Source organism: Pseudomonas caricapapayae (genome assembly GCF_001400735.1).
Classification (GTDB): Bacteria; Pseudomonadota; Gammaproteobacteria; order Pseudomonadales; family Pseudomonadaceae; genus Aquipseudomonas; species Aquipseudomonas caricapapayae.
Window position 1 is genome coordinate 1 of sequence record NZ_LJPW01000034.1, and the last position, 20,987, is coordinate 20,987.

Genomic DNA, 20,987 nt, shown 5'->3' on the forward strand with positions numbered 1-20,987 from the left:
CTCCGTTTCCGGCCCGACTTCGTCAGGACTTAGCCGTCACTTACGTCGCGCTCTGCGTTGTTTGTGCCATCGTGGTTGAAAAGCACTGCGTTGGCAGCGGCTGTGTGCAAGGCATGATTTTATTTTGATTATCGTGCCGACGCTCCGCGTCGGAATGCAGTTCGTGACGCTCTGCGTCACGGCGGTTCTGTGATGTCTGTGCCATCGCGGTTGAAAGCATTTTTTCGTAGTGGCAGGTAACGAGTAGCAGGCAAGCATGAAGACTTTTCGCGGTGCAATTTGACACAGGTCTTGCGAGCTCCCATTAACGCGATGCCAAACCCACAGCACCGACACAAGAATCACGATCCTTCCGCGCCCAGGCGCGTAACGGTTTGTGTCCGATACATTCCCTCCTGTACAACTCTGGCATAACACTTGCTCTGCCTCTGTCACGTATTGAAGAACCTCTTGAATAGTGACGGATTATTGGCATGGCGAAGAGCGAAGAAGTTAAAGACCCGGCAACCAAAGGCAAACTCAAGCTCATCATCCTCGCCGTGGTGGCGTTGCTGCTGGCGGTAGGCTTGTCGGTAGGTGCGACCTGGTTCCTCATGCACAAGAGCGAAAGCGCACCGGATCCAGCGGCTGCCGCTGCCGCGGCAAACGTCAAGCCGGTGGCGGTGTTCGAACCGATGACCCCGGCCTTCGTGGTCAACTTCAATGCAAACGGTCGTCAACGCTATATGCAGGTCAGCATTACCATGCTGGGACGTAACGCCGCTGACATGGAAGCGCTGAAAGTGCACATGCCCCTGATCCGTAACAATCTGGTCATGCTGTTTGCCGCCATTCCTTTCGAATCGCTGGCCTCGCCGATCGGCCAGGAAATGCTGCGTCAAAAAGCGACCGCGAGCATTCAGGAAGTGGCCCAGAAAGAACTCGGCAAGACTGTGATCGAACAGCTGCTCTTCACTAACTTCGTATTGCAGTAGGACTCTCACATGGCCGTGCAAGACCTGCTCTCCCAGGATGAGATCGACGCGCTGCTGCATGGCGTCGACGACGGGATGGTCCAGACCGACGCCGTCAGCGAACCTGGCAGCGTCAAAAGTTACGACCTGACCAGTCAGGACCGGATCGTCCGCGGACGCATGCCGACACTGGAAATGATCAACGAGCGCTTCGCCCGCTACACGCGCATCAGTATGTTCAACCTGCTGCGCCGCTCGGCGGACGTGGCGGTCGGCGGTGTCCAGGTCATGAAGTTTGGTGAGTACGTGCATTCGCTGTACGTGCCGACCAGTCTTAATCTGGCCAAGATCAAGCCGCTGCGTGGCACGGCCCTGTTCATCCTCGACGCCAAGCTGGTGTTCAAGCTGGTGGACAACTTTTTCGGCGGTGACGGTCGTCACGCCAAGATCGAAGGCCGGGAGTTCACGCCGACCGAACTGCGTGTCGTGCGCATGGTGCTGGATCAGGCGTTCATCGACCTCAAGGAAGCCTGGCAGGCGATCATGGAGGTGAACTTCGAGTACATAAACTCGGAAGTGAACCCGGCCATGGCCAACATCGTCGGGCCAAGCGAGGCCGTGGTGATTTCCACGTTCCACATCGAACTGGATGGCGGCGGCGGCGATCTGCACGTGACCATGCCGTACTCGATGATCGAGCCGATTCGCGAAATGCTCGATGCCGGCTTCCAGTCGGATCTGGACGATCAGGACGAGCGCTGGGTCAATGCGCTCAAGGAAGACGTGCTGGATGTCAATGTGCCTCTTACTACGACCATCGCCCAGCGTCAGCTGCCGCTGCGGGACATCCTGCACATGCGACCTGGTGATGTGATCCCGGTGGAATTGAGCGACTCGCTGGTCATGCGTGCCAATGGCGTACCTTCATTCAAGGTCAAGCTTGGCTCGCACAAGGGCAAGATGGCCCTGCAAGTAATCGAACCCATAGCGCGACGCTGACCTGTCTGGTCGACGTCGGAAATTGTTGCGTAACTGAAATACTGCGTGCAGAGGACAACTGATGGCTGATGAAAACGATATGACGTCTGCTGAAGATCAGGCGTTGGCCGATGAGTGGGCTGCTGCATTGGGCGAAGCTGGCGACAGTCAGGCTGACATCGATGCGTTGCTGGCTGCGGATGCGGGGAATTCGGGTAGCCGGATGACCATGGAAGAGTTCGGCAGCGTGCCGAAAAGCACGGGGCCGGTTTCTCTGGATGGGCCTAATCTGGATGTGATTCTTGACATCCCGGTGTCGATCTCCATGGAAGTGGGCAGCACCGACATCAATATCCGTAACCTGCTGCAGCTCAACCAGGGCTCGGTGATCGAGCTGGATCGTCTGGCTGGCGAGCCGCTGGACGTGTTGGTCAACGGGACGCTCATCGCGCACGGTGAGGTGGTGGTGGTCAACGAGAAGTTCGGCATCCGTCTGACTGACGTGATCAGCCCGAGCGAACGCATCAAGAAGCTGCGCTAAGTGAGGCGCTGGCTGAGTGTTCTGCTGACCGTTCCGTCGCTGGCGCAGGCCGTCGAACCTGCGGTTCAGGCAGCGCCTGCGCAAGTGGCCAATACGGTTTCCGCCGGCATGGGCGGGCAGGTGGTGCAACTGCTGTTCGGTTTGATACTGGTGGTCGGCCTGATTTTTGTGCTCGCCTGGCTGATGCGCCGCGTGCAGCGCGTGGGGCCGAACAACGGTCAGGTGATCGAGCTGGTGAGTTCGCGCGCGCTGGGGCCGCGTGATCGGCTGGTGCTGGTACAGATCGGCAACGAGCAAGTGCTGCTGGGTATCACGCCAGGGCGGATCACGCCCCTGCATGTGCTCAAGGAGCCGGTACAGGTGCCTGTGCGTGAGCAGGCGACCCCTGAATTCGCTCAGCGCCTGATGGAGCTGATGGGCAAGGATAAGGACAAGAAGTAATGGGCGCCTTGCGTTTCCTGATACTGCTGTTGCTGGTCATGGTGACGCCTGTTGCGCTGGCGGCCGATCCGCTGTCGATCCCGGCGATCACATTGTCCAACGGTGCCGATGGCCAGCAGGAGTATTCGGTCAGTCTGCAGATTCTGCTGATCATGACCGCGCTGAGCTTCATTCCGGCGTTTGTCATGTTGATGACCAGTTTCACGCGGATCATCATCGTCTTCTCGATTCTGCGTCAGGCCCTCGGCTTGCAACAGACGCCGTCGAACCAGATCCTGACCGGCATGGCGCTGTTTCTGACCATGTTCATCATGGCCCCGGTGTTCGACCGTGTGAATCAGGATGCGCTACAGCCTTATCTGGCTGAAAAGCTCACGGCGCAGGATGCCGTCGCCAAGGCTCAGGTGCCGATCAAGGATTTCATGCTGGCACAAACCCGCACCAGTGACCTCGAGCTGTTCATGCGCCTGTCCAAGCGCACCGACATCCCGACCCCGGATGCTGCGCCGCTGACCATTCTTGTCCCTGCGTTCGTGATTTCGGAGCTCAAGACGGCGTTTCAGATCGGTTTCATGATCTTCATTCCGTTCCTGATCATCGATCTGGTGGTGGCCAGCGTGCTGATGGCGATGGGTATGATGATGCTGTCGCCGCTGATCATTTCCCTGCCGTTCAAGATCATGCTGTTCGTGCTGGTGGATGGCTGGGCGCTGATCGTCGGCACCCTGGCTGGCAGTTTTGGTGGCGTATGAGCCGTTTTACTGAGGAGCCCGCCCGATGACGCCGGAAGTAGCTGTCGATCTGTTTCGCGAGGCGCTGTGGCTGACCACTGTGCTGGTTGCGATTCTTGTGGTGCCGAGCCTGTTGTGCGGTTTGCTGGTGGCCATGTTTCAGGCTGCCACGCAGATCAACGAACAGACCTTGAGCTTCCTGCCGCGCCTGCTGGTGATGCTCGTGACACTGATCGTCATTGGCCCGTGGCTGTTGAAAATATTCATGGAATACATGCTGTCGCTGTACAACAGTATTCCGACCCTGATCGGCTAGCGCTGCATGCAGCCGATGCTTGCGCTGACCGATACCCAGATCAGTACCTGGGTAGCCAGCTTCATGCTGCCGCTGTTTCGCATCGTTGCGTTGCTGATGACCATGCCGGTCATCGGAACCACGCTGGTTCCCCGACGCGTGCGCTTGTATTTTGCCGTGGCCATTACCGTGGTGGTGGCTCCGGCCCTGCCAGCCTTGCCGCCGGTACAGGCGCTCGACCTGAGCGCGCTGTTGCTGATTGGTGAGCAGATTATCATCGGCGCCGGAATGGGCCTGTCCCTGCAATTGTTCTTTCACATCTTCGTGGTGGCCGGACAGATCATCTCGACCCAGATGGGTATGGGCTTTGCGTCGATGGTCGACCCTACCAACGGCGTTTCTTCGGCGGTCATCGGCCAGTTCTTCACCATGCTGGTCACGCTGCTGTTCCTGTCCATGAACGGCCATCTGGTGGTGCTGGAAATTCTCGTCGAGAGCTTTACCACCATGCCGGTCGGCAGTGGTCTGCTGGTCAATAACTTCTGGGAGCTGGCGACCGGGCTGGGCTGGGTGCTGAGTTCCGGTCTCAGGCTGGTGTTGCCTGCGATCACTGCGCTACTGATCATCAACATTGCGTTCGGGGTAATGACCCGTGCCGCGCCACAGCTGAACATCTTTTCCATCGGTTTCCCGCTGACCCTGGTGCTGGGCATGGTCATCCTGTGGATGAGCATGGGCGATATTCTCAATCAGTATCAGCCGATTGCCAGTCAGGCACTGCAATCGTTGCGCGACATGGTGAGGGCTCGTTGAAATGGCAGAAAACGAGAATGGCCAGGACAAGACAGAGGACCCCACGGAAAAAAAGGTCAAGGACTCCAGAGCGGACGGGCAGATTGCACGCTCCAAGGAGCTGACCACACTGGTGGTGATGCTGATGGGGGCGGGCGGATTGCTGATGTTCGGCTCAGGCATTGCGCAGATGATGTCCGAGTTGATGCGCGACAACTTCACGATCAGCCGTGAAACCCTCATGGATCAGTCATACATGGGCAAGGCCTTGCTCAGTTCCGGTCTGCATGCGCTGGTGGTGATGCTGCCGTTTCTGATCGCCATGCTGGTGGCGGCGCTGGTCGGGCCGATCATGTTGGGCGGCTGGTTGTTCGCAACCAAATCGCTGATGCCCAAATTCAGCCGGATGAACCCGGCGGCAGGGCTCAAGCGCATGTTTTCACCACACGCGCTGGTCGAGCTGCTGAAATCTTTCGGCAAATTTCTGATCATCCTCGCGGTTGCGCTGGTGGTTTTGAGCAAGGAGCGCAACGATCTGGTGGCCATCGCCCATGAGCCATTGGAGCAGGCGATGATCCACAGTCTGCAGGTGGTGGGCTGGAGCAGCTTCTGGATGGCCTGCGGCCTGATGTTCATTGCTGCAGCCGACGTGCCGTTCGTGCTGTGGGAGGCGCACAAGAAGCTGCTGATGACCAAGCAGGAAGTACGTGACGAGCACAAGAACAGTGAGGGCAGCCCGGAAGTCAAACAGCGTATTCGTCAGTTGCAGCGCGAAATGTCCCAGCGGCGGATGATGGCGTCAATTCCGGAGGCAGACGTCATCATCACCAACCCGACGCACTTTGCCGTCGCCCTGAAATACGATCCCGAGCAGGGCGGGGCGCCGATGTTGCTGGCCAAGGGTACTGATCTGGTGGCGCTGAAAATTCGTGAAATAGGCGCACACAACCAGATTCTGATTCTGGAATCGGCTGCGCTGGCCCGCTCCATCTATTACAGCACCGAGCTGGATCAGGAAATCCCCGCCGGACTGTATCTGGCTGTGGCCCAAGTGCTGGCCTACGTCTACCAGATCCGCCAGTTCCGCGCCGGCCAGGGCAAGCGTCCCGACCCGCTGGGCGACATCAAGATCCCGCCCGACCTGCAGCGCGATGCGTAGCCCCTGACTCCTTCGTTGCCAGCAGGCCACCATCGTGCCCGCGCTCCGCATGGGTATGCGGCTCCTGACGCTCCGCGTCCGCTCTTGGGCGCGCGGTGCGACGCAGATTTGCGACGCAGAGCATTACCTTCGGCATTCCTGCCCTGGAGCATGAGGAACGATAACTTCAACTATCGTGCGACGCTCTGCGTCGCATGCCATTCTGGACGCTCTGCGTCCGCTCCTGAAGATTTTCTGACTGCGACAGGCACGCCGGTTTTACGTTACTTCTGCCTCTAAAGCCTTACCGCCACTGGCTTTGTAAAAGTTGGACAGCTTTTTGCAATAGGGTCGATACAGGTCGCCATCGGCGTCAATGTTTTGATCTAGTGCGCAGGTAAACAATCAGTGGATCGTTCTCAGATATTCAGTAGCGCACGCAGCAATATCACAGGCCTTGGCCGTGGTCAGTTGGGCGTTCCGCTGTTGTTGCTGGTCATGATGGCAATGATGATGTTGCCGATGCCGCCATTCCTGCTGGACGTGTTCTTCACGTTCAACATTGCACTGTCCATCGTCGTGCTGCTGGTGTGCGTTTACGCCCTGCGGCCACTGGACTTCTCGGTGTTTCCAACCATTCTGCTGGTCGCCACGTTGCTGCGTCTGGCACTCAACGTTGCTTCCACGCGTGTGGTCATGCTTCACGGTCAGGACGGTCATGCCGCTGCGGGCAAGGTGATTCAGGCCTTCGGTGAAGTTGTGATCGGTGGCAACTATGTCGTCGGTATCGTGGTGTTCGCGATTCTGATGATCATCAACTTCGTGGTAATCACCAAAGGTGCCGGCCGTATTTCCGAGGTCAGCGCGCGCTTCACCCTCGACGCGATGCCAGGCAAGCAGATGGCCATCGACGCGGACCTCAACGCCGGCCTTATCGATCAACCGGAAGCCAAGCGCCGCCGTGCCGAAGTCGCTCAAGAGGCCGAGTTCTACGGTTCGATGGACGGTGCCAGCAAATTCGTGCGCGGCGATGCGATTGCCGGTCTGCTGATCCTGTTCATCAACCTGATCGGCGGCATGCTGGTCGGTATTCTGCAACACAACATGACCTTCGCCGACGCAGGCCGCGTGTACACGCTGCTGACCATCGGTGACGGTTTGGTGGCGCAATTGCCATCACTGCTTTTGTCGACTGCCGCTGCGATCATGGTGACCCGCGCTTCCGGTTCGGAAGAGATGGGTAAGCTGATCAATCGGCAAATGTTTGCCTCGCCCAAGGCGCTGGCCGTTTCTGCTGCGATCATGATCGTGATGGGACTGGTGCCGGGTATGCCGCACTTCTCCTTCATCAGCCTTGGCCTGGTAGCGGCGGGCGGCGCGTATCTGCTCTGGAAGAAAGAGAATCAGGTGAAGGTCGAAGCGCTGGCTGAAGTGCAGCGTCAACAGGATCTGCTGCCGTCGCCGACCCGCGTTCAAGACGCCAAGGAACTGGGTTGGGACGACGTGACGCCCATCGATATCATCGGGCTGGAAGTGGGTTATCGCCTGATTCCGCTGGTGGACCGCAATCAGGGTGGTCAGTTGCTGGCGCGTATCAAGGGCGTGCGCAAGAAGCTGTCGCAGGAACTTGGCTTCCTGATGCCGACCGTACACATCCGTGACAACCTCGATCTGGCACCCAGCGCTTATCGCCTGACACTGATGGGTGTGATTCTGGCCGAGGCCGAAATCTACCCGGATCGTGAGCTGGCGATCAACCCCGGTCAAGTCTTCGGGACCCTGAACGGCATCACCGCCAGAGACCCGGCGTTTGGTCTGGAGGCTGTATGGATCGAAATCAGCCAGCGCAGCCAGGCACAGTCGCTGGGGTATACCGTGGTGGATGCCAGCACTGTAGTGGCAACCCACTTGAACCAGATTCTCTATAAGCACTCTCATGAGCTGATTGGTCACGAAGAAGTCCAGCAATTGATGCAATTGCTGGCCAAAAGCTCGCCCAAGCTGGCTGAAGAGCTGGTCCCGGGCGTCCTGTCCCTGTCCTCGCTGCTCAACGTGCTGCAAGCGCTTCTGGCTGAACATGTACCTGTGCGTGATGTTCGCAGCATTGCAGAGGCTATCGCCAACAACGCCGGTAAGAGTCAAGATACCGCCGCTTTGGTGGCCGCCGTGCGCGTGGGTCTGAGCCGCGCAATCGTCCAAAGCATTGTAGGGGTTGAGCCGGAGCTGCCTGTTATCACTCTGGAGCCAAGGTTGGAACAGATATTGCTCAATAGTTTGCAGAAGGCTGGTCAGGGTCAGGAAGAAGGCGTTCTTCTTGAGCCGAGCATGGCTGAGAAGCTCCAGCGTTCGTTGATTGAGGCCGCCCAGCGTCAGGAGATGCAAGGGTTGCCGGTAATTCTTCTGGTAGCAGGGCCTGTCCGGGCGATGCTGTCACGATTTGGACGATTGGCTGTACCGAACATGCATGTTCTGGCGTATCAGGAAATTCCGGACAACAAGCAAGTAACCATCGTAGCGACTGTCGGGCCGAACGGCTGAGGTAGTGAGTCATGCAAGTTAAGCGATTTTTCGCCGCCGATATGCGTCAAGCCATGAAACTGGTTCGAGATGAGCTGGGCGCCGAGGCGGCCATCATCGGTAACCGGCGCATTGCCGGTGGCGTAGAGCTGACTGCCGCTCTGGATTACAAGCTGTCCGCCCTCGCACCGCGCGTGCCGAACATGGAGCTTGAAGACGAGCTGCGCAAGACCCAGTCGCGCATCGTCTCCGCTCAGGCCGAATTGAATAACCGCAGCGACAGCGATGCGTCGATCAATCTGCAGCTGTTTTCCGGCAAGCCGGCCAGCGCTGTGGACACGCACATCGAGCCGACGCTTGAAGAGCCGCCGCGTCCATTCGCATACACGCCGCCAGCCGCTGCAGAGCCGGCCGTTGGCCAGCGCGCCTACGACTCGATGCGCTCCGAACTGAATGGCCTGCGCGAGCTGCTGGAAGTCCAGCTCGGCTCCCTGGCCTGGAACCAGCTGCAGGGCAGTCGGCCGCAGCAGGCCAATCTGTGGCGTCGCCTGCAACGTGTCGGTCTGTCCGGCCCGCTGTCGCGCGATCTGCTGTCGATGATTCCGGAGATCGACGAGCCTCGTCAGGCCTGGCGCATGCTGCTGGCCCATCTGGCACGCATGATTGCTGTTCCGGACATCGAGCCGCTCGAAGAGGGTGGAGTGATTGCCATGGTCGGGCCTGCCGGTATGGGCAAGACCACCACGCTGGCCAAGCTGGCGGCACGTTATGTGTTGAAGTACGGCCCGCAAAACATCGCGCTGGTCAGCATGGACAGTTTCCGCATCGGCGCACAGGAGCAGCTCAAGACCCTTGGGCGCATCCTCAACGTGCCGGTCACTCATGTCGATCCTGGTCAGTCTCTGGTCCAGGCGCTGGAACCGCTGCTGCGCAAGCGCGTAGTGCTGATCGATACCGCAGGCCTGCAAGCCAGCGATCCGGCACTGCGCATGCAACTGGAAAGCCTCGCAGGGCGCGGCATCAAGTCGCGTAACTATCTGGTCCTGGCAACCACCAGCCAGAAGCAGGTTCTGACAGCGGCTTATCACAGTTACAAACGTTGTGGCCTGGCCGGATGCATTCTGACCAAGCTTGATGAAACAGCCAGCCTCGGCGAAGTCCTGAGCCTGGCGATCAGTCATGAATTACCTGTGGCCTACCTCACGGACGGACCACGTATTCCTGATGACCTGCATACCCCGCGTCGTCATCAACTGGTAAGCCGCGCGGTGAGTGTGCAGATGCAGGATGAGCCTAGCGAGGAAGCAATGGCTGATATGTTTGCTGACCTCTATCACACCCCTGGCAAGAGAGTGGGTTAAGTGATGGATATTATTGGAATGTCCCTGCGTCAACGGTCTGCCAGGCAGTGTTCGTTTGTGAACGTGCAGCCCTCGATGTGGTTTCGGTCTACGCAAGACAAGGTAAAGAAATAACATGGGCAGCATGCATCCCGTACAGGTTATCGCGGTGACCGGTGGCAAAGGTGGCGTCGGTAAGACTAACGTGTCAGTGAACCTTTCACTGGCCCTTGCCGAGCTTGGCCGGCGCGTCATGCTGCTGGATGCCGATCTGGGTCTGGCCAATGTCGACGTTCTGCTTGGGCTGACGCCTAAACGTACGCTGGCCGATGTGATAGAGGGCCGTTGTGAATTGCGCGACGTTCTGTTGCAGGGGCCGGGTGGGGTTCGTATCGTGCCTGCCGCCTCCGGCACCCAGAGCATGGTGCATCTGTCCCCGGCCCAGCATGCAGGGTTGATCCAGGCGTTCAGCGAGATTGGCGACAACCTCGATGTACTTGTGATCGACACGGCTGCCGGTATCGGCGAATCGGTGGTCAGCTTCGTGCGCGCCGCTCAGGAAGTGTTGCTGGTGGTGTGCGACGAGCCCACGTCGATCACCGATGCCTACGCCCTGATCAAGCTGCTCAATCGCGACTACGGCATGAACCGTTTCCGGGTCCTGGCCAACATGGCGCAGAGCCCTCAGGAAGGGCGCAACCTGTTCGCCAAACTCACCAAAGTAACGGACCGTTTTCTTGATGTTGCGCTGCAGTATGTAGGTGCCGTGCCGTACGACGAGTGCGTGCGCAAGGCCGTGCAGAAGCAGCGCGCCGTCTACGAAGCATTCCCGCGTTCCAAATGTGCACTGGCGTTCAAGGCCATTGCCCAGAAGGTTGATACCTGGCCGTTGCCAGCCAATCCGCGGGGCCATCTCGAGTTCTTCGTTGAGCGACTCGTTCACCAGACCAGTGCAGGGCCTGTGCAATGACTGCGAGCGGCTACCAGATGTACAGCAAGGCTTCCCGTAACTCACAGTACGAGTTGATCGAGCGTTATGCGCCATTGGTCAAGCGTATCGCTTATCATCTGCTGGCGCGCTTGCCGGCCAGTGTGCAGGTCGAGGATCTGATCCAGGCCGGCATGATCGGTCTGCTTGAAGTCTCGACCAAATACGATTCCACCAAGGGTGCGAGTTTCGAGACCTACGCCGGTATTCGCATCCGTGGTGCGATGCTGGATGAAGTGCGCAAAGGGGACTGGGCACCACGCTCGGTGCACCGCAATACCCGCATGGTCAGTGACGCAATTCGGGCAATTGAAGCTAAAACTGGTCGTGATGCTAAAGATCACGAGGTTGCGGCCGAACTCCAGTTGAGTCTCGATGATTATTACGGGATTTTGAACGACACCTTGGGCAGCCGCCTCTTCAGTTTCGACGACCTGCTTCAGGACGGCGATCACGAAGGGCTGCATGAGGATGGCGCAAGCGGTTCGCTTGAGCCGTCGCGCGACCTGGAAGACGAGCGCTTCCAGGCTGCGTTGGCCGATGCAATTGCCAACCTGCCAGAGCGCGAGCGTCTGGTGTTGGCGCTGTACTACGACGAAGAGCTGAACCTCAAGGAAATCGGAGAAGTTCTAGGGGTCAGCGAATCTCGGGTCAGTCAGTTACACAGCCAGTGCGCAGCTCGTTTGCGAGGGCGTTTGGGGGAGTGGCGAGCGCGTTGACAGATGCGGTGCGGCCTGTGGTCGCGCAGTATCTGCATACCGGCTGTGCAGAGCGTTACGTGGTAACAGGATAGACGAGTCAAAAGCCTGTCGGGCAGTGCCCTGATGGGCTTGTTGTTCAGGTCTTTGCCTGTTGTTGTGCCAAGCCCGTCGTCGTTTCGTACAGCCGGGGGTGTGCTGTGCCAGTATTGAGTGAACAGCGTGTTCAGGTGCTGAACGCGTTAAAGACTGCTTGGAGGTCGAATTGGACAAGAACATGAAAATCCTCATCGTTGATGACTTCTCAACGATGCGGCGGATCATCAAGAACCTTTTGCGTGATCTGGGGTTTACCAACACATCGGAAGCGGATGATGGTCTGACCGCATTGCCGATGCTGCAAAGCGGTGCCTTTGACTTTCTGGTGACGGACTGGAACATGCCTGGCATGTCCGGCATCGATCTGCTGCGCGAGGTCCGCAAGGACGATCGCCTCAAAAGCCTTCCCGTGCTGATGGTCACTGCCGAAGCCAAGCGTGAGCAGATCATTGAAGCTGCCCAGGCCGGGGTGAACGGTTATGTAGTCAAGCCATTCACGGCTCAAGCGCTGAAAGAGAAGATCGAAAAGATCTTTGAACGCGTCAATAGCTGATGCATGCCGCGAGGGCGCTATGGATAACAATGATTCGATGGCCGACTTTGAGTCGACCTTAAAAAGACACGCGCAGGAACTCGTCACCAGCCTTGAAAAAGGTCGCTTTGGTGACGCTGTGCAGCTGATCCATGAACTCAACCAGACACGCGACCGCGGCCTTTATCAGGAAGTGGGCAAGCTGACTCGTGAGCTGCACAGTGCAATCGTCAACTTTCACATCGATCCACACATGCCTCAAGCCGAGGAAGTGTCGCAGATCACGGACGCAACCGAGCGCCTGTCGTATGTGGTGAGGCTGACCGAGAATGCGGCCAACCGCACCATGGACCTGGTCGAGGAAAGTACGCCGCTCATGGCCGGTCTCAATTCCGATGCCAAGGCGCTGAGCGATGACTGGGGACGCTTCATGCGCCGCGAAATCGGTGCCGAGGAATTCCGTGAGCTGGCCAAGCGGGTCGATGGCTTCCTGACGCGTACCGAGCAGGAAACCCATAAGGTTTCCGGACACCTCAACGACATTCTGCTTGCCCAGGATTACCAGGACCTTACGGGTCAGGTCATCAAGCGCGTGACGCAACTGGTCACGGAAGTCGAAAGCAATCTGCTCAAACTGGTGCTCATGGCCAGTCATGTCGATCGCTTCGCAGGCATCGAACATGACGAACAATCCATCCTTGCTGAAAAAGATCCTAAAAAACATCTCGCCAAGGGTGAAGGTCCGCAGATTCATGCCGATAAACGTGAAGACGTCGTATCCGGACAGGATGATGTAGACGATCTGCTATCGAGCCTCGGCTTCTAAGGTCTGTTGACGGTTAATTTTAGGGAGCACCCCATGAGCTTCGGCGCCGATGAAGAAATCCTTCAGGATTTTCTGGTAGAGGCCGGCGAAATTCTGGAGCAGTTGTCAGAGCAATTGGTCGAGCTGGAAAGCCGACCGGATGATGCTGATCTGCTCAATGCAATTTTTCGCGGTTTTCACACTGTAAAAGGGGGCGCCGGCTTCCTCCAGCTCCATGAGCTGGTGGAGTGCTGCCACATCGCCGAAAACGTGTTCGACATCCTGCGCAAGGGTGAGCGTCGCGTTGATTCCGAACTGATGGATGTGGTCCTGGAAGCTCTGGACACCGTCAACAGCATGTTCGGTCAGGTACGTGAACGGACTGACGTTACTGCGGCGACGCCAGAACTGCTGGCCGCGCTGTCGCGGCTGGCCGAACCACAATCTGCAGACGAAGTCGCAGCGTCTGAGCCTGAGCCTGAGCCTGAGCCGGCGATTGAAGCTGCCGCTCCGGTAGCAGAGCCAGCGGCCAGCGATGACATTACCGATGACGAGTTCGAGCAACTGCTCGATTCGCTGCACGGCTCCAGTCCAGTGTCTGCGGCTCCGTCGGCAGCACCGGCAGCTGCGGTCGCGCCAGCTGGCGATGAAATCACCGATCAGGAATTTGAATCCCTGCTCGATCAGTTGCATGGCAAGGGCAAGTTTGCGGCCGATGCTGTAGCCGCCCCGGTTCCTGCACCCGCTGCTCAGAGTGGCAGTGCAGCGCCAGCCAGCGACGAAATCACCGATGATGAATTCGAAGCACTGCTTGATCAACTGCACGGTAAAGGCTCGTTTGACGCTGCCATAGCCGCTCCTGTGGCTGCTGCACCCGCGGCCGCCGCTGCCAAGGCACCGAGTGCTGCGGCTGCATCGGACGAAATTACCGATCACGAATTCGAAAACCTGCTCGACGAATTGCACGGCAAAGGCAAGTTCGAGCCTGACGCGGTCGTTGCCAAGGCACCGGCTCCGGCAACTGCCGCAGCCGTTTCTCCGCCACCTGCCGCCAAGCCCGCCGCAGCGCCTGCGCCTGCTGCGAAAGCCGAGCCGGCCAAGCCAGCGTCGGCACCTGCCCCTGCGCGTGCTCCTGCCCCTACCGGCGAGAAGCCGGTGGCTACGGAAGCTGAAACCACAGTTCGTGTCGACACTGCCCGACTGGACGAGATCATGAACATGGTCGGCGAACTGGTGCTGGTGCGTAACCGCCTGGTGCGTTTGGGCCTCAACAGCGGCGATGAAGCTATGTCCAAGGCGGTTTCCAACCTGGATGTGGTCACCGCCGACCTGCAGACTGCGGTCATGAAAACCCGCATGCAGCCGATCAAGAAAGTCTTCGGACGCTTCCCGCGTCTGGTTCGTGACCTGGCTCGTCAGCTCAAGAAAGAGATCAATCTGGAACTGGTCGGTGAAGAAACCGACCTCGACAAGAACCTCGTGGAGGCGCTTGCCGACCCGCTGGTCCACTTGGTGCGTAACGCGGTCGACCACGGTATCGAAACGCCGGAAGAGCGCGAAGCCACGGGCAAATCCCGTGGTGGGCGGGTCATCCTTTCGGCAGAGCAGGAAGGCGATCACATCCTGCTGTCGATTTCCGATGACGGCAAGGGCATGGACCCTAATGTATTGCGTTCCATCGCGGTCAAGCGTGGCGTCATGGACAAGGATGCCGCCGACCGCTTGAGTGACACCGATTGCTACAACCTGATCTTTGCACCGGGTTTCTCGACCAAGACCGAGATTTCCGATGTGTCGGGTCGCGGTGTGGGCATGGACGTGGTCAAAACCAAGATTTCCCAGCTCAACGGCTCTATCAATATCTATTCGACCAAGGGCCAGGGTTCGAAGATCGTCATCAAGGTCCCGTTGACCCTGGCGATCATGCCTACCCTGATGGTGATGCTGGGCAACCAGGCCTTTGCTTTCCCGCTGGTCAACGTCAACGAAATCTTCCACCTCAACCTGTCGACCACCAACGTGGTAGATGGTCAGGAAGTCGTGATCGTACGCGACAAGGCCTTGCCGCTGTTCTACCTCAAGCGCTGGCTGGTCAGTTCGGCGGCTCATGAAGAGCAGCGAGAAGGGCACGTCGTGATCCTGACGGTCGGCACCCAGCGCATCGGCTTCGTTGTCGATCAACTGGTCGGCCAGGAAGAAGTGGTTATCAAACCGCTGGGCAAGATGCTGCAAGGTACGCCGGGCATGTCGGGCGCCACCATCACCGGTGACGGTCGCATCGCCTTGATTCTCGATGTACCCAGCATGCTCAAGCGTTACGCCGCACGGCGTATTTGAATCCGGGGTCGCGGGCAGCCTGGCTGCCTGCAACACCTATTGGAGTGTTTATGGCAGTCAAGGTCCTGGTGGTGGATGATTCCGGTTTTTTCCGCCGCCGCGTTACGGAAATTCTTTCTTCGGACCCCAACATTGTAGTTGTCGGCACCGCCACCAACGGCAAGGAAGCGATTGAGCAAGCGCTGGCGCTCAAACCTGACGTCATCACCATGGACTACGAAATGCCGATGATGGATGGCATTACGGCAGTTCGCCATATCATGCAGCGTATCCCGACCCCGGTCTTGATGTTCTCGTCACTCACGCACGAAGGTGCACGTGTGACGCTGGACGCGCTGGACGCCGGTGCAGTGGATTTTCTGCCCAAGAATTTCGAAGATATTTCGCGCAACCCGCAGAAGGTCAAACAACTGCTGTGCGAGAAAATCAACAGTATTTCGCGCAGTAACCGTCGCTCCAGCGGGTTTGGTACGACCAGCGCTGCGCCGACTGCTGCGCCGTCGCCGACGCTCCCTGGCCGTGCAACTGCGCCAGCCGCTGCGCCTGCCCGTGCCGTGCCAGCGCGCAGTCCAGCGCCTGCCACGCCTGCGGCGGCACCTGCTCACCATGCACCGGCGCACCCGAGTACGTCAGGCACGCCCAAGCGCAAGGCCTACAAGCTGGTGGCTATCGGTACCTCGACGGGCGGCCCGGTTGCGCTGCAACGTGTACTGACCCAGTTGCCAGCCAGCTTTCCGGCGCCGCTGGTGTTGATTCAGCACATGCCTGCGGCCTTTACCAAGGCTTTTGCCGAGCGTCTCGACAAGTTGTGCAAGATCAGCGTCAAGGAAGCGGAGGACGGTGATGTTCTGCGCCCGGGTCTGGCTTTGCTGGCACCGGGCGGCAAGCAGATGATGGTTGACGCGCGTGGCACGGTGAAGATTCTGCCGGGTGACGAGCGCCTGAACTACAAGCCGTGCGTAGACATCACCTTCGGCTCTGCTGCCAAGTCCTATGGCGACAAGGTGCTTTCGGTCGTATTGACCGGCATGGGCGCCGACGGTCGCGAGGGCGCCCGCCTGCTCAAGCAGGTCGGCAGTACGGTGTGGGCGCAGGACGAAGCGAGCTGCGTGATTTATGGCATGCCGATGGCAATCGTCAAGGCTGAGCTTGCAGACGCGATCTACAGTCTCGACGACATCGGTCGGCACCTGGTAGAGGCCTGTCTCTGATGGATGTACTGAGTCTTATCGGCCTGATCCTGGCGTTTGTCGCGATCATTGGCGGCAATTTTCTCGAAGGCGGACACCTCGGTGCGTTGCTCAATGGCCCGGCAGCCCTGATTGTATTGGGCGGCACACTGGGTGCGTCGCTGTTGCAGTCACCGATGAGCGCATTCATGCGCGCCATGAAAATCATCCGCTGGATCATTTTTCCTCCTCGTATCGATCTGCCCGGCGGTGTCGACCGGGTGATCGGCTGGAGCATGACGGCGCGCAAGGAGGGCTTGCTCGGCCTGGAGACGGTCGCCGATTCCGAGCCCGACAGCTATGCCCGCAAAGGCTTGCAACTGTTGGTCGATGGTGCCGAGCCTGCAGCGATCCGCAGCATTCTCGAAGTGGATTTCATCACTCAGGAGACCCGCGATATCCAGGCTGCCAAGGTATTTGAAAGCATGGGCGGCTACGCGCCGACCGTAGGCATCATCGGTGCGGTGATGGGTCTGATTCATGTCATGGGCAACCTGGCTGACCCCAGCCAGTTGGGTAGCGGCATTGCGGTGGCCTTTGTCGCCACCATCTACGGTGTCGCTACGGCCAACCTGATCCTGTTGCCGGTGGCCAACAAGCTCAAGGCGATTGCCCACCGTCAGTCGCGTTATCGCGAAATGTTGCTCGAGGGTCTGTTGTCCATCGCCGAGGGTGAAAACCCGCGCTCCATCGAACTCAAGCTGCAAGGCTTCATGGAGTAACAGTGCATGGCTCGTCGACGTCAGGCCGAAGAACACGAAAATCATGAACGCTGGCTGGTGTCGTATGCCGACTTCATTACCCTGCTGTTCGCTTTTTTCGTGGTGATGTACTCGATTTCCTCGGTCAACGAAGGCAAGTACAAGATTCTGTCCCAGGCGCTGGTTGGCGTTTTCAACGACACCGAGCGGACCATGAAGCCGATCCCGATCGGTGAACAGCGCCCGCTCTCGGTCAAGCCTGCCGAACCGTTGGTCAAGGACAGCGAGCAGACTGACGCAGGTATCGGCCAGGCCTCTGATGATCCGTTGCAGACCATCGCCCAGGACGTGCGCGATGCGTTCGGCGATCTGATCAAGTCCGATCAGATGACCGTGCGTGGCAACGAGTTATGGATCGAGATCGAGCTCAATTCCAGTCTGCTGTTCGTCAGCGGTGACGCCATACCCAGCGACAAGGCCTTCAACATCATCGAAAAGGTCTCCGGAATCGTCAAACGCTTCGACAACCCGATTCATGTCGAGGGCTTTACTGACGATCAGCCGATCAGCACTGCACAGTTTCCGACCAATTGGGAGTTATCTTCGGCTCGTTCCGCCAGCATTGTGCGCATGCTGGCCATGGACGGCGTCAACCCGGCACGTCTCGCCTCAGTGGGTTACGGTGAGTTTCAGCCGATTGCGCCCAACACCACTGCTGCCGGACGCGCAAAGAACCGCCGTGTGGTGCTGGTTATTTCGCGAAATCTGGATGTACGCCGAAGCCTGACAAGCGCGGGTTCGGCCAATGTTCAGCCTGATGCGGCATTGAGGCGTGCTGGCACACAAACTGCACCGGTGCCAGCAAAGCCGCCGGTACGCGCGAACGCCGTCAATTCTCCGTCACCTGCTCCCTAAACATCGTATCGGCATGGTCGTTGCTGTACGCAAGGAAAAACATCAATGAGAGTCTGGGCAGTTGCCAACCAGAAAGGTGGAGTCGGAAAGACCACCACGACCATTGCCCTGGCCGGCTTGCTGGCCGACGCAGGCAAGCGTGTGGTCGTTGTCGATCTGGACCCCCATGGCTCCATGACCAGCTATTTCGGGCACAATCCGGACGAACTCGAACACAGCGCCTTCGATCTTTTTCTGCACAAGGGCGCGGTGCCGGACGGACTCCCTGGCCAGTTGCTGTTGCCGACCAGCGACCAGCGTATCTCGCTGATCCCGTCGAGCACCGCGCTTGCAACGCTGGAGCGTCAGTCACCGGGCCAGAGCGGTCTGGGGCTGGTCATCGCCAAAAGCCTCGCTCAACTGTGGCAGGATTTTGACTATGCGCTGATCGACAGTCCGCCGCTGCTGGGCGTGCTCATGGTCAATGCGCTGGCAGCCAGTCAGCAGCTGGCGATTCCGGTGCAGACGGAATTCCTTGCCGTCAAAGGTCTGGAGCGCATGGTCAATACCCTGACCATGATCAACCGTTCGCGCAAGGTGCCGTTGCCCTATACCATCGTGCCGACGTTGTTCGACCGTCGTACGCAGGCGTCGATGGGCACTTTGAAATTGTTGCGTGACAGCTTTCCCGAACACGTCTGGCAAGCCTACGTGCCTGTTGACACGCGACTGCGCGACGCCAGCCGTCTGGGGCTGACGCCGTCGCAGAATGACAGCAAGAGTCGTGGTGTGATCGCTTATCGGGCATTGCTCAAACATATGCTCGCCGAGCAGCTGAATGCGCAGGTGGCCTGACGTGAACGTCTATTCTTTCTACACAGTTTGCTCAAGTGATGCCTCAATGCGGCCGATAACTCTATCAGGCTGCACATGCTCCATTTTTTGTTGGGCCCCGGTATGAACCGCCCTGTAGAAGTAGCAACACGACCCAAGCTGGCATTGCAGTCTTATCTGGACGCACTGCTGTACGACGCGACTGAAGTGCTTGAAGAGCCTGTCAGTAGCATCGACGAATTTCAGGCTGCGGTGCTCGAAGAGCAGGCCATTGATGCGCGAATGCAGACGCGCATCAAACCGCTGGCGGTCGCGGTAGCCGCACCGGCTCCGGTGGCTGTAGCGGTAAAGGTCGCAGCGCCTGCGCCTGTCGTTGAAGCCGCTCCGGTGATCGTTGCCGAGGCGGTGCAGATTGAAGTGCCCGTGCCGGTCGAAGTGGCTGATGCGCAAGTGGCTGTGCCGACGGTCGATCTGGTCGAGCCGGTCGCCGAGTTGAGTACGCTGGTCACACAGCGGACGCCGACGCCACCGCCGACCAGCGATGGCCGTCCGGCATGGGCCGCCGAGCCGTTCGAATGCCTCCTGTTCGATGTGGCCGGGCTGACACTGGCGGTGCCTCTGGTGTGCCTGGGGTCGATTTACCCGCTGGCAGGGCAGGAGCTGACGCCGCTGTTCGGTCAGCCGGACTGGTTTCTCGGGATTTTGCCCTGCCAGGCGGGCAACCTGAAAGTGCTGGATACCGCGCGCTGGATCATGCCTGATCGCTACCGCGACGATTTTCGCCAGGGATTGCAGTATGTGATTTCGGTGCAGGGATACGAATGGGGACTGGCGGTGCATCAGGTCAGCCGTTCGTTGCGTCTTGATCCGAACGAGATCAAGTGGCGCACGCAGCGAGGTCAGCGTCCATGGCTGGCGGGCACGGTCATCGAGCATATGTGCGCGTTGCTGGATGTTGCAGAGTTGGCCGAGCTGATAGCCAGTGGCGCGGTCAAGCAGTTGAACAAGTCGAAATAATCATGGGTCGATGCCAGTGGCGTCACCTGCAAAGAACACACGTGAGGGGTTGGGGTTATGAATAAGTCGTCTGCACAAGGTTCCGAAGATCCTATCCTGCAATGGGTTACGTTCCGCCTGGACAACGAGTCCTATGGCATCAACGTAATGCAGGTGCAGGAAGTGCTGCGCTACACTGAAATCGCCCCGGTGCCGGGTGCGCCAAGTTACGTACTGGGCATCATCAACCTGCGCGGTAACGTTGTAACGGTGATCGATACCCGTCAGCGTTTTGGTCTGGCACCGGTTGAAGTCAGCGACAATACGCGTATCGTGATCATCGAAGCCGACAAGCAAGTGGTCGGGATTCTGGTCGACAGCGTGGCTGAAGTGGTTTACTTGCGTCAGTCCGAAGTCGAAACCGCGCCAAACGTGGGCAACGATGAATCGGCCAAGTTTATTCAGGGCGTCTGCAACAAGAACGGCGAGCTGTTGATTCTGGTTGAACTGGACAAAATGATGTCCGAAGAAGAGTGGTCCGAGCTGGAGAACATCTGATTGATCTTTGAGGTAGCTGTCGTCTTCCTGGGCATTCTCTGGGTAGTCACCCTGTTTATGTTCCTGGCCCATACCAGGCGTCAGCGCAAGCTCGACGCCGAGCGTGATGAGGCAGCTGCCTTGCGTGATCAGCGGATCAAGGAGTTGGCCAGACGTCTGGACAACTACCAGAACGGCACGGTGCGCATGGGCGAAGCGTTGCATGAGTTGCGTGCCATTGTTGCGCCGTTGCCCGACAAGCTTACCGCACTGGAACAGCGCGATCCCTCCACGCTGTCCTTTGCTCAGGCTGCACGCCTGGTGGGCATGGGTGCCAGCATCGATGAGCTGACCCAGTCTTGCGGGCTGACCCAGGCCGAAGCGCAATTGATGACCAAGCTGCATAGCAATACAGCGAGTTAGTTTCTCGTTCGGATGGCTATCGTTCCCATGCTCCGCGTGGGAATGCAGTTCGTGACGCTCCGCGTCACACAGTGGTTTTGTGATGTCAGGTAGATTGGGGTTCGACTCAAGTCACCTTTTCGCCCCTCGGCGACTTACTTTGATGGGGCCAAAGTAAGCAAACCCCCAGGCTCCGTTTCCGGCCCGAC

At 58.6% G+C, this 20,987-nt stretch carries 22 protein-coding genes; all 22 read left to right on the top strand.

From position 1 onward, the window contains the following. Positions 1-473: 473 nt before the first annotated feature. Positions 474-974, top strand: a complete 501-nt coding sequence (fliL, locus tag ALO80_RS03955; RefSeq protein WP_055008024.1) for a flagellar basal body-associated protein FliL — start codon at positions 474-476, stop codon at positions 972-974. Positions 975-983: 9 nt separating this feature from the next. After that, a complete protein-coding gene (gene fliM / locus ALO80_RS03960) occupies positions 984-1,952 on the top strand; it encodes a flagellar motor switch protein FliM (protein WP_055008025.1) in 969 nt (322 codons plus the stop codon). Positions 1,953-2,013: 61 nt separating this feature from the next. Further along, positions 2,014-2,472: a flagellar motor switch protein FliN gene (fliN, locus tag ALO80_RS03965; RefSeq protein WP_002554280.1), complete on the top strand. Its 459-nt coding sequence runs from the start codon at positions 2,014-2,016 to the stop codon at positions 2,470-2,472. Continuing rightward, a complete protein-coding gene (gene fliO, locus ALO80_RS03970) occupies positions 2,473-2,913 on the top strand; it encodes a flagellar biosynthetic protein FliO (RefSeq protein WP_055008026.1) in 441 nt (146 codons plus the stop codon). Continuing rightward, a complete protein-coding gene (gene fliP / locus ALO80_RS03975) occupies positions 2,913-3,665 on the top strand; it encodes a flagellar type III secretion system pore protein FliP (protein ID WP_055008027.1) in 753 nt (250 codons plus the stop codon). The genes fliO and fliP overlap by 1 nt, the downstream gene beginning before the upstream one ends. A gap of 25 nt (positions 3,666-3,690) precedes the next feature. Next, positions 3,691-3,960, top strand: a complete 270-nt coding sequence (gene fliQ, locus ALO80_RS03980) for a flagellar biosynthesis protein FliQ (RefSeq protein WP_055008028.1) — start codon at positions 3,691-3,693, stop codon at positions 3,958-3,960. Between the two features lie 6 nt (positions 3,961-3,966). Beyond that, positions 3,967-4,752: a flagellar biosynthetic protein FliR gene (fliR, locus tag ALO80_RS03985; protein ID WP_055008029.1), complete on the top strand. Its 786-nt coding sequence runs from the start codon at positions 3,967-3,969 to the stop codon at positions 4,750-4,752. 1 nt (position 4,753) lies between these two features. Next, entirely contained in the window at positions 4,754-5,890 is a 1,137-nt protein-coding gene (gene flhB / locus ALO80_RS03990; protein WP_055008030.1) for a flagellar biosynthesis protein FlhB, read from the top strand. Positions 5,891-6,277: 387 nt separating this feature from the next. Continuing rightward, positions 6,278-8,407: a flagellar biosynthesis protein FlhA gene (gene flhA / locus ALO80_RS03995; protein ID WP_055008031.1), complete on the top strand. Its 2,130-nt coding sequence runs from the start codon at positions 6,278-6,280 to the stop codon at positions 8,405-8,407. An 11-nt stretch (positions 8,408-8,418) separates the two neighbouring features. Beyond that, positions 8,419-9,747, top strand: coding sequence for a flagellar biosynthesis protein FlhF (gene flhF / locus ALO80_RS04000; RefSeq protein ID WP_054987603.1), 1,329 nt, complete (start codon positions 8,419-8,421; stop codon positions 9,745-9,747). 115 nt (positions 9,748-9,862) lie between these two features. Next, positions 9,863-10,696: a flagellar synthesis regulator FleN gene (gene fleN, locus ALO80_RS04005; RefSeq protein ID WP_003412391.1), complete on the top strand. Its 834-nt coding sequence runs from the start codon at positions 9,863-9,865 to the stop codon at positions 10,694-10,696. Beyond that, complete coding sequence (fliA, locus tag ALO80_RS04010; protein ID WP_002554271.1) at positions 10,693-11,433, top strand: RNA polymerase sigma factor FliA; 741 nt, start codon at positions 10,693-10,695, stop codon at positions 11,431-11,433. The genes fleN and fliA overlap by 4 nt, the downstream gene beginning before the upstream one ends. Before the next feature lie 256 nt (positions 11,434-11,689). Beyond that, a complete protein-coding gene (locus ALO80_RS04015) occupies positions 11,690-12,064 on the top strand; it encodes a chemotaxis response regulator CheY (RefSeq protein ID WP_162491446.1) in 375 nt (124 codons plus the stop codon). Positions 12,065-12,083: 19 nt separating this feature from the next. Continuing rightward, on the top strand, positions 12,084-12,869 hold the full coding sequence (locus tag ALO80_RS04020) for a protein phosphatase CheZ (protein WP_054987604.1): 786 nt from the start codon (positions 12,084-12,086) through the stop codon (positions 12,867-12,869). 33 nt (positions 12,870-12,902) lie between these two features. After that, a complete protein-coding gene (locus tag ALO80_RS04025) occupies positions 12,903-15,185 on the top strand; it encodes a chemotaxis protein CheA (RefSeq protein WP_055008032.1) in 2,283 nt (760 codons plus the stop codon). Positions 15,186-15,235: 50 nt separating this feature from the next. Next, a complete protein-coding gene (locus tag ALO80_RS04030) occupies positions 15,236-16,396 on the top strand; it encodes a protein-glutamate methylesterase/protein-glutamine glutaminase (RefSeq protein ID WP_055008033.1) in 1,161 nt (386 codons plus the stop codon). Further along, positions 16,396-17,136 carry a flagellar motor protein gene (locus tag ALO80_RS04035; protein ID WP_054987607.1) on the top strand — a complete coding sequence of 247 codons (741 nt, stop codon included), beginning with the start codon at positions 16,396-16,398 and terminating at the stop codon, positions 17,134-17,136. Before ALO80_RS04030 ends, ALO80_RS04035 begins: the two co-directional genes overlap by 1 nt. Before the next feature lie 6 nt (positions 17,137-17,142). Next, positions 17,143-18,030, top strand: a complete 888-nt coding sequence (gene motD / locus ALO80_RS04040) for a flagellar motor protein MotD (RefSeq protein WP_054987608.1) — start codon at positions 17,143-17,145, stop codon at positions 18,028-18,030. A gap of 45 nt (positions 18,031-18,075) precedes the next feature. Then, positions 18,076-18,864: a ParA family protein gene (locus tag ALO80_RS04045; RefSeq protein WP_054987609.1), complete on the top strand. Its 789-nt coding sequence runs from the start codon at positions 18,076-18,078 to the stop codon at positions 18,862-18,864. Between the two features lie 75 nt (positions 18,865-18,939). Further along, positions 18,940-19,860: a CheW domain-containing protein gene (locus tag ALO80_RS04050; protein ID WP_055008034.1), complete on the top strand. Its 921-nt coding sequence runs from the start codon at positions 18,940-18,942 to the stop codon at positions 19,858-19,860. Between the two features lie 57 nt (positions 19,861-19,917). Further along, a complete protein-coding gene (locus ALO80_RS04055; RefSeq protein WP_003370201.1) occupies positions 19,918-20,397 on the top strand; it encodes a chemotaxis protein CheW in 480 nt (159 codons plus the stop codon). Next, positions 20,398-20,799, top strand: a complete 402-nt coding sequence (locus ALO80_RS04060) for a DUF2802 domain-containing protein (protein WP_004644274.1) — start codon at positions 20,398-20,400, stop codon at positions 20,797-20,799. The last annotated feature ends 188 nt before the right edge of the window (positions 20,800-20,987 follow it).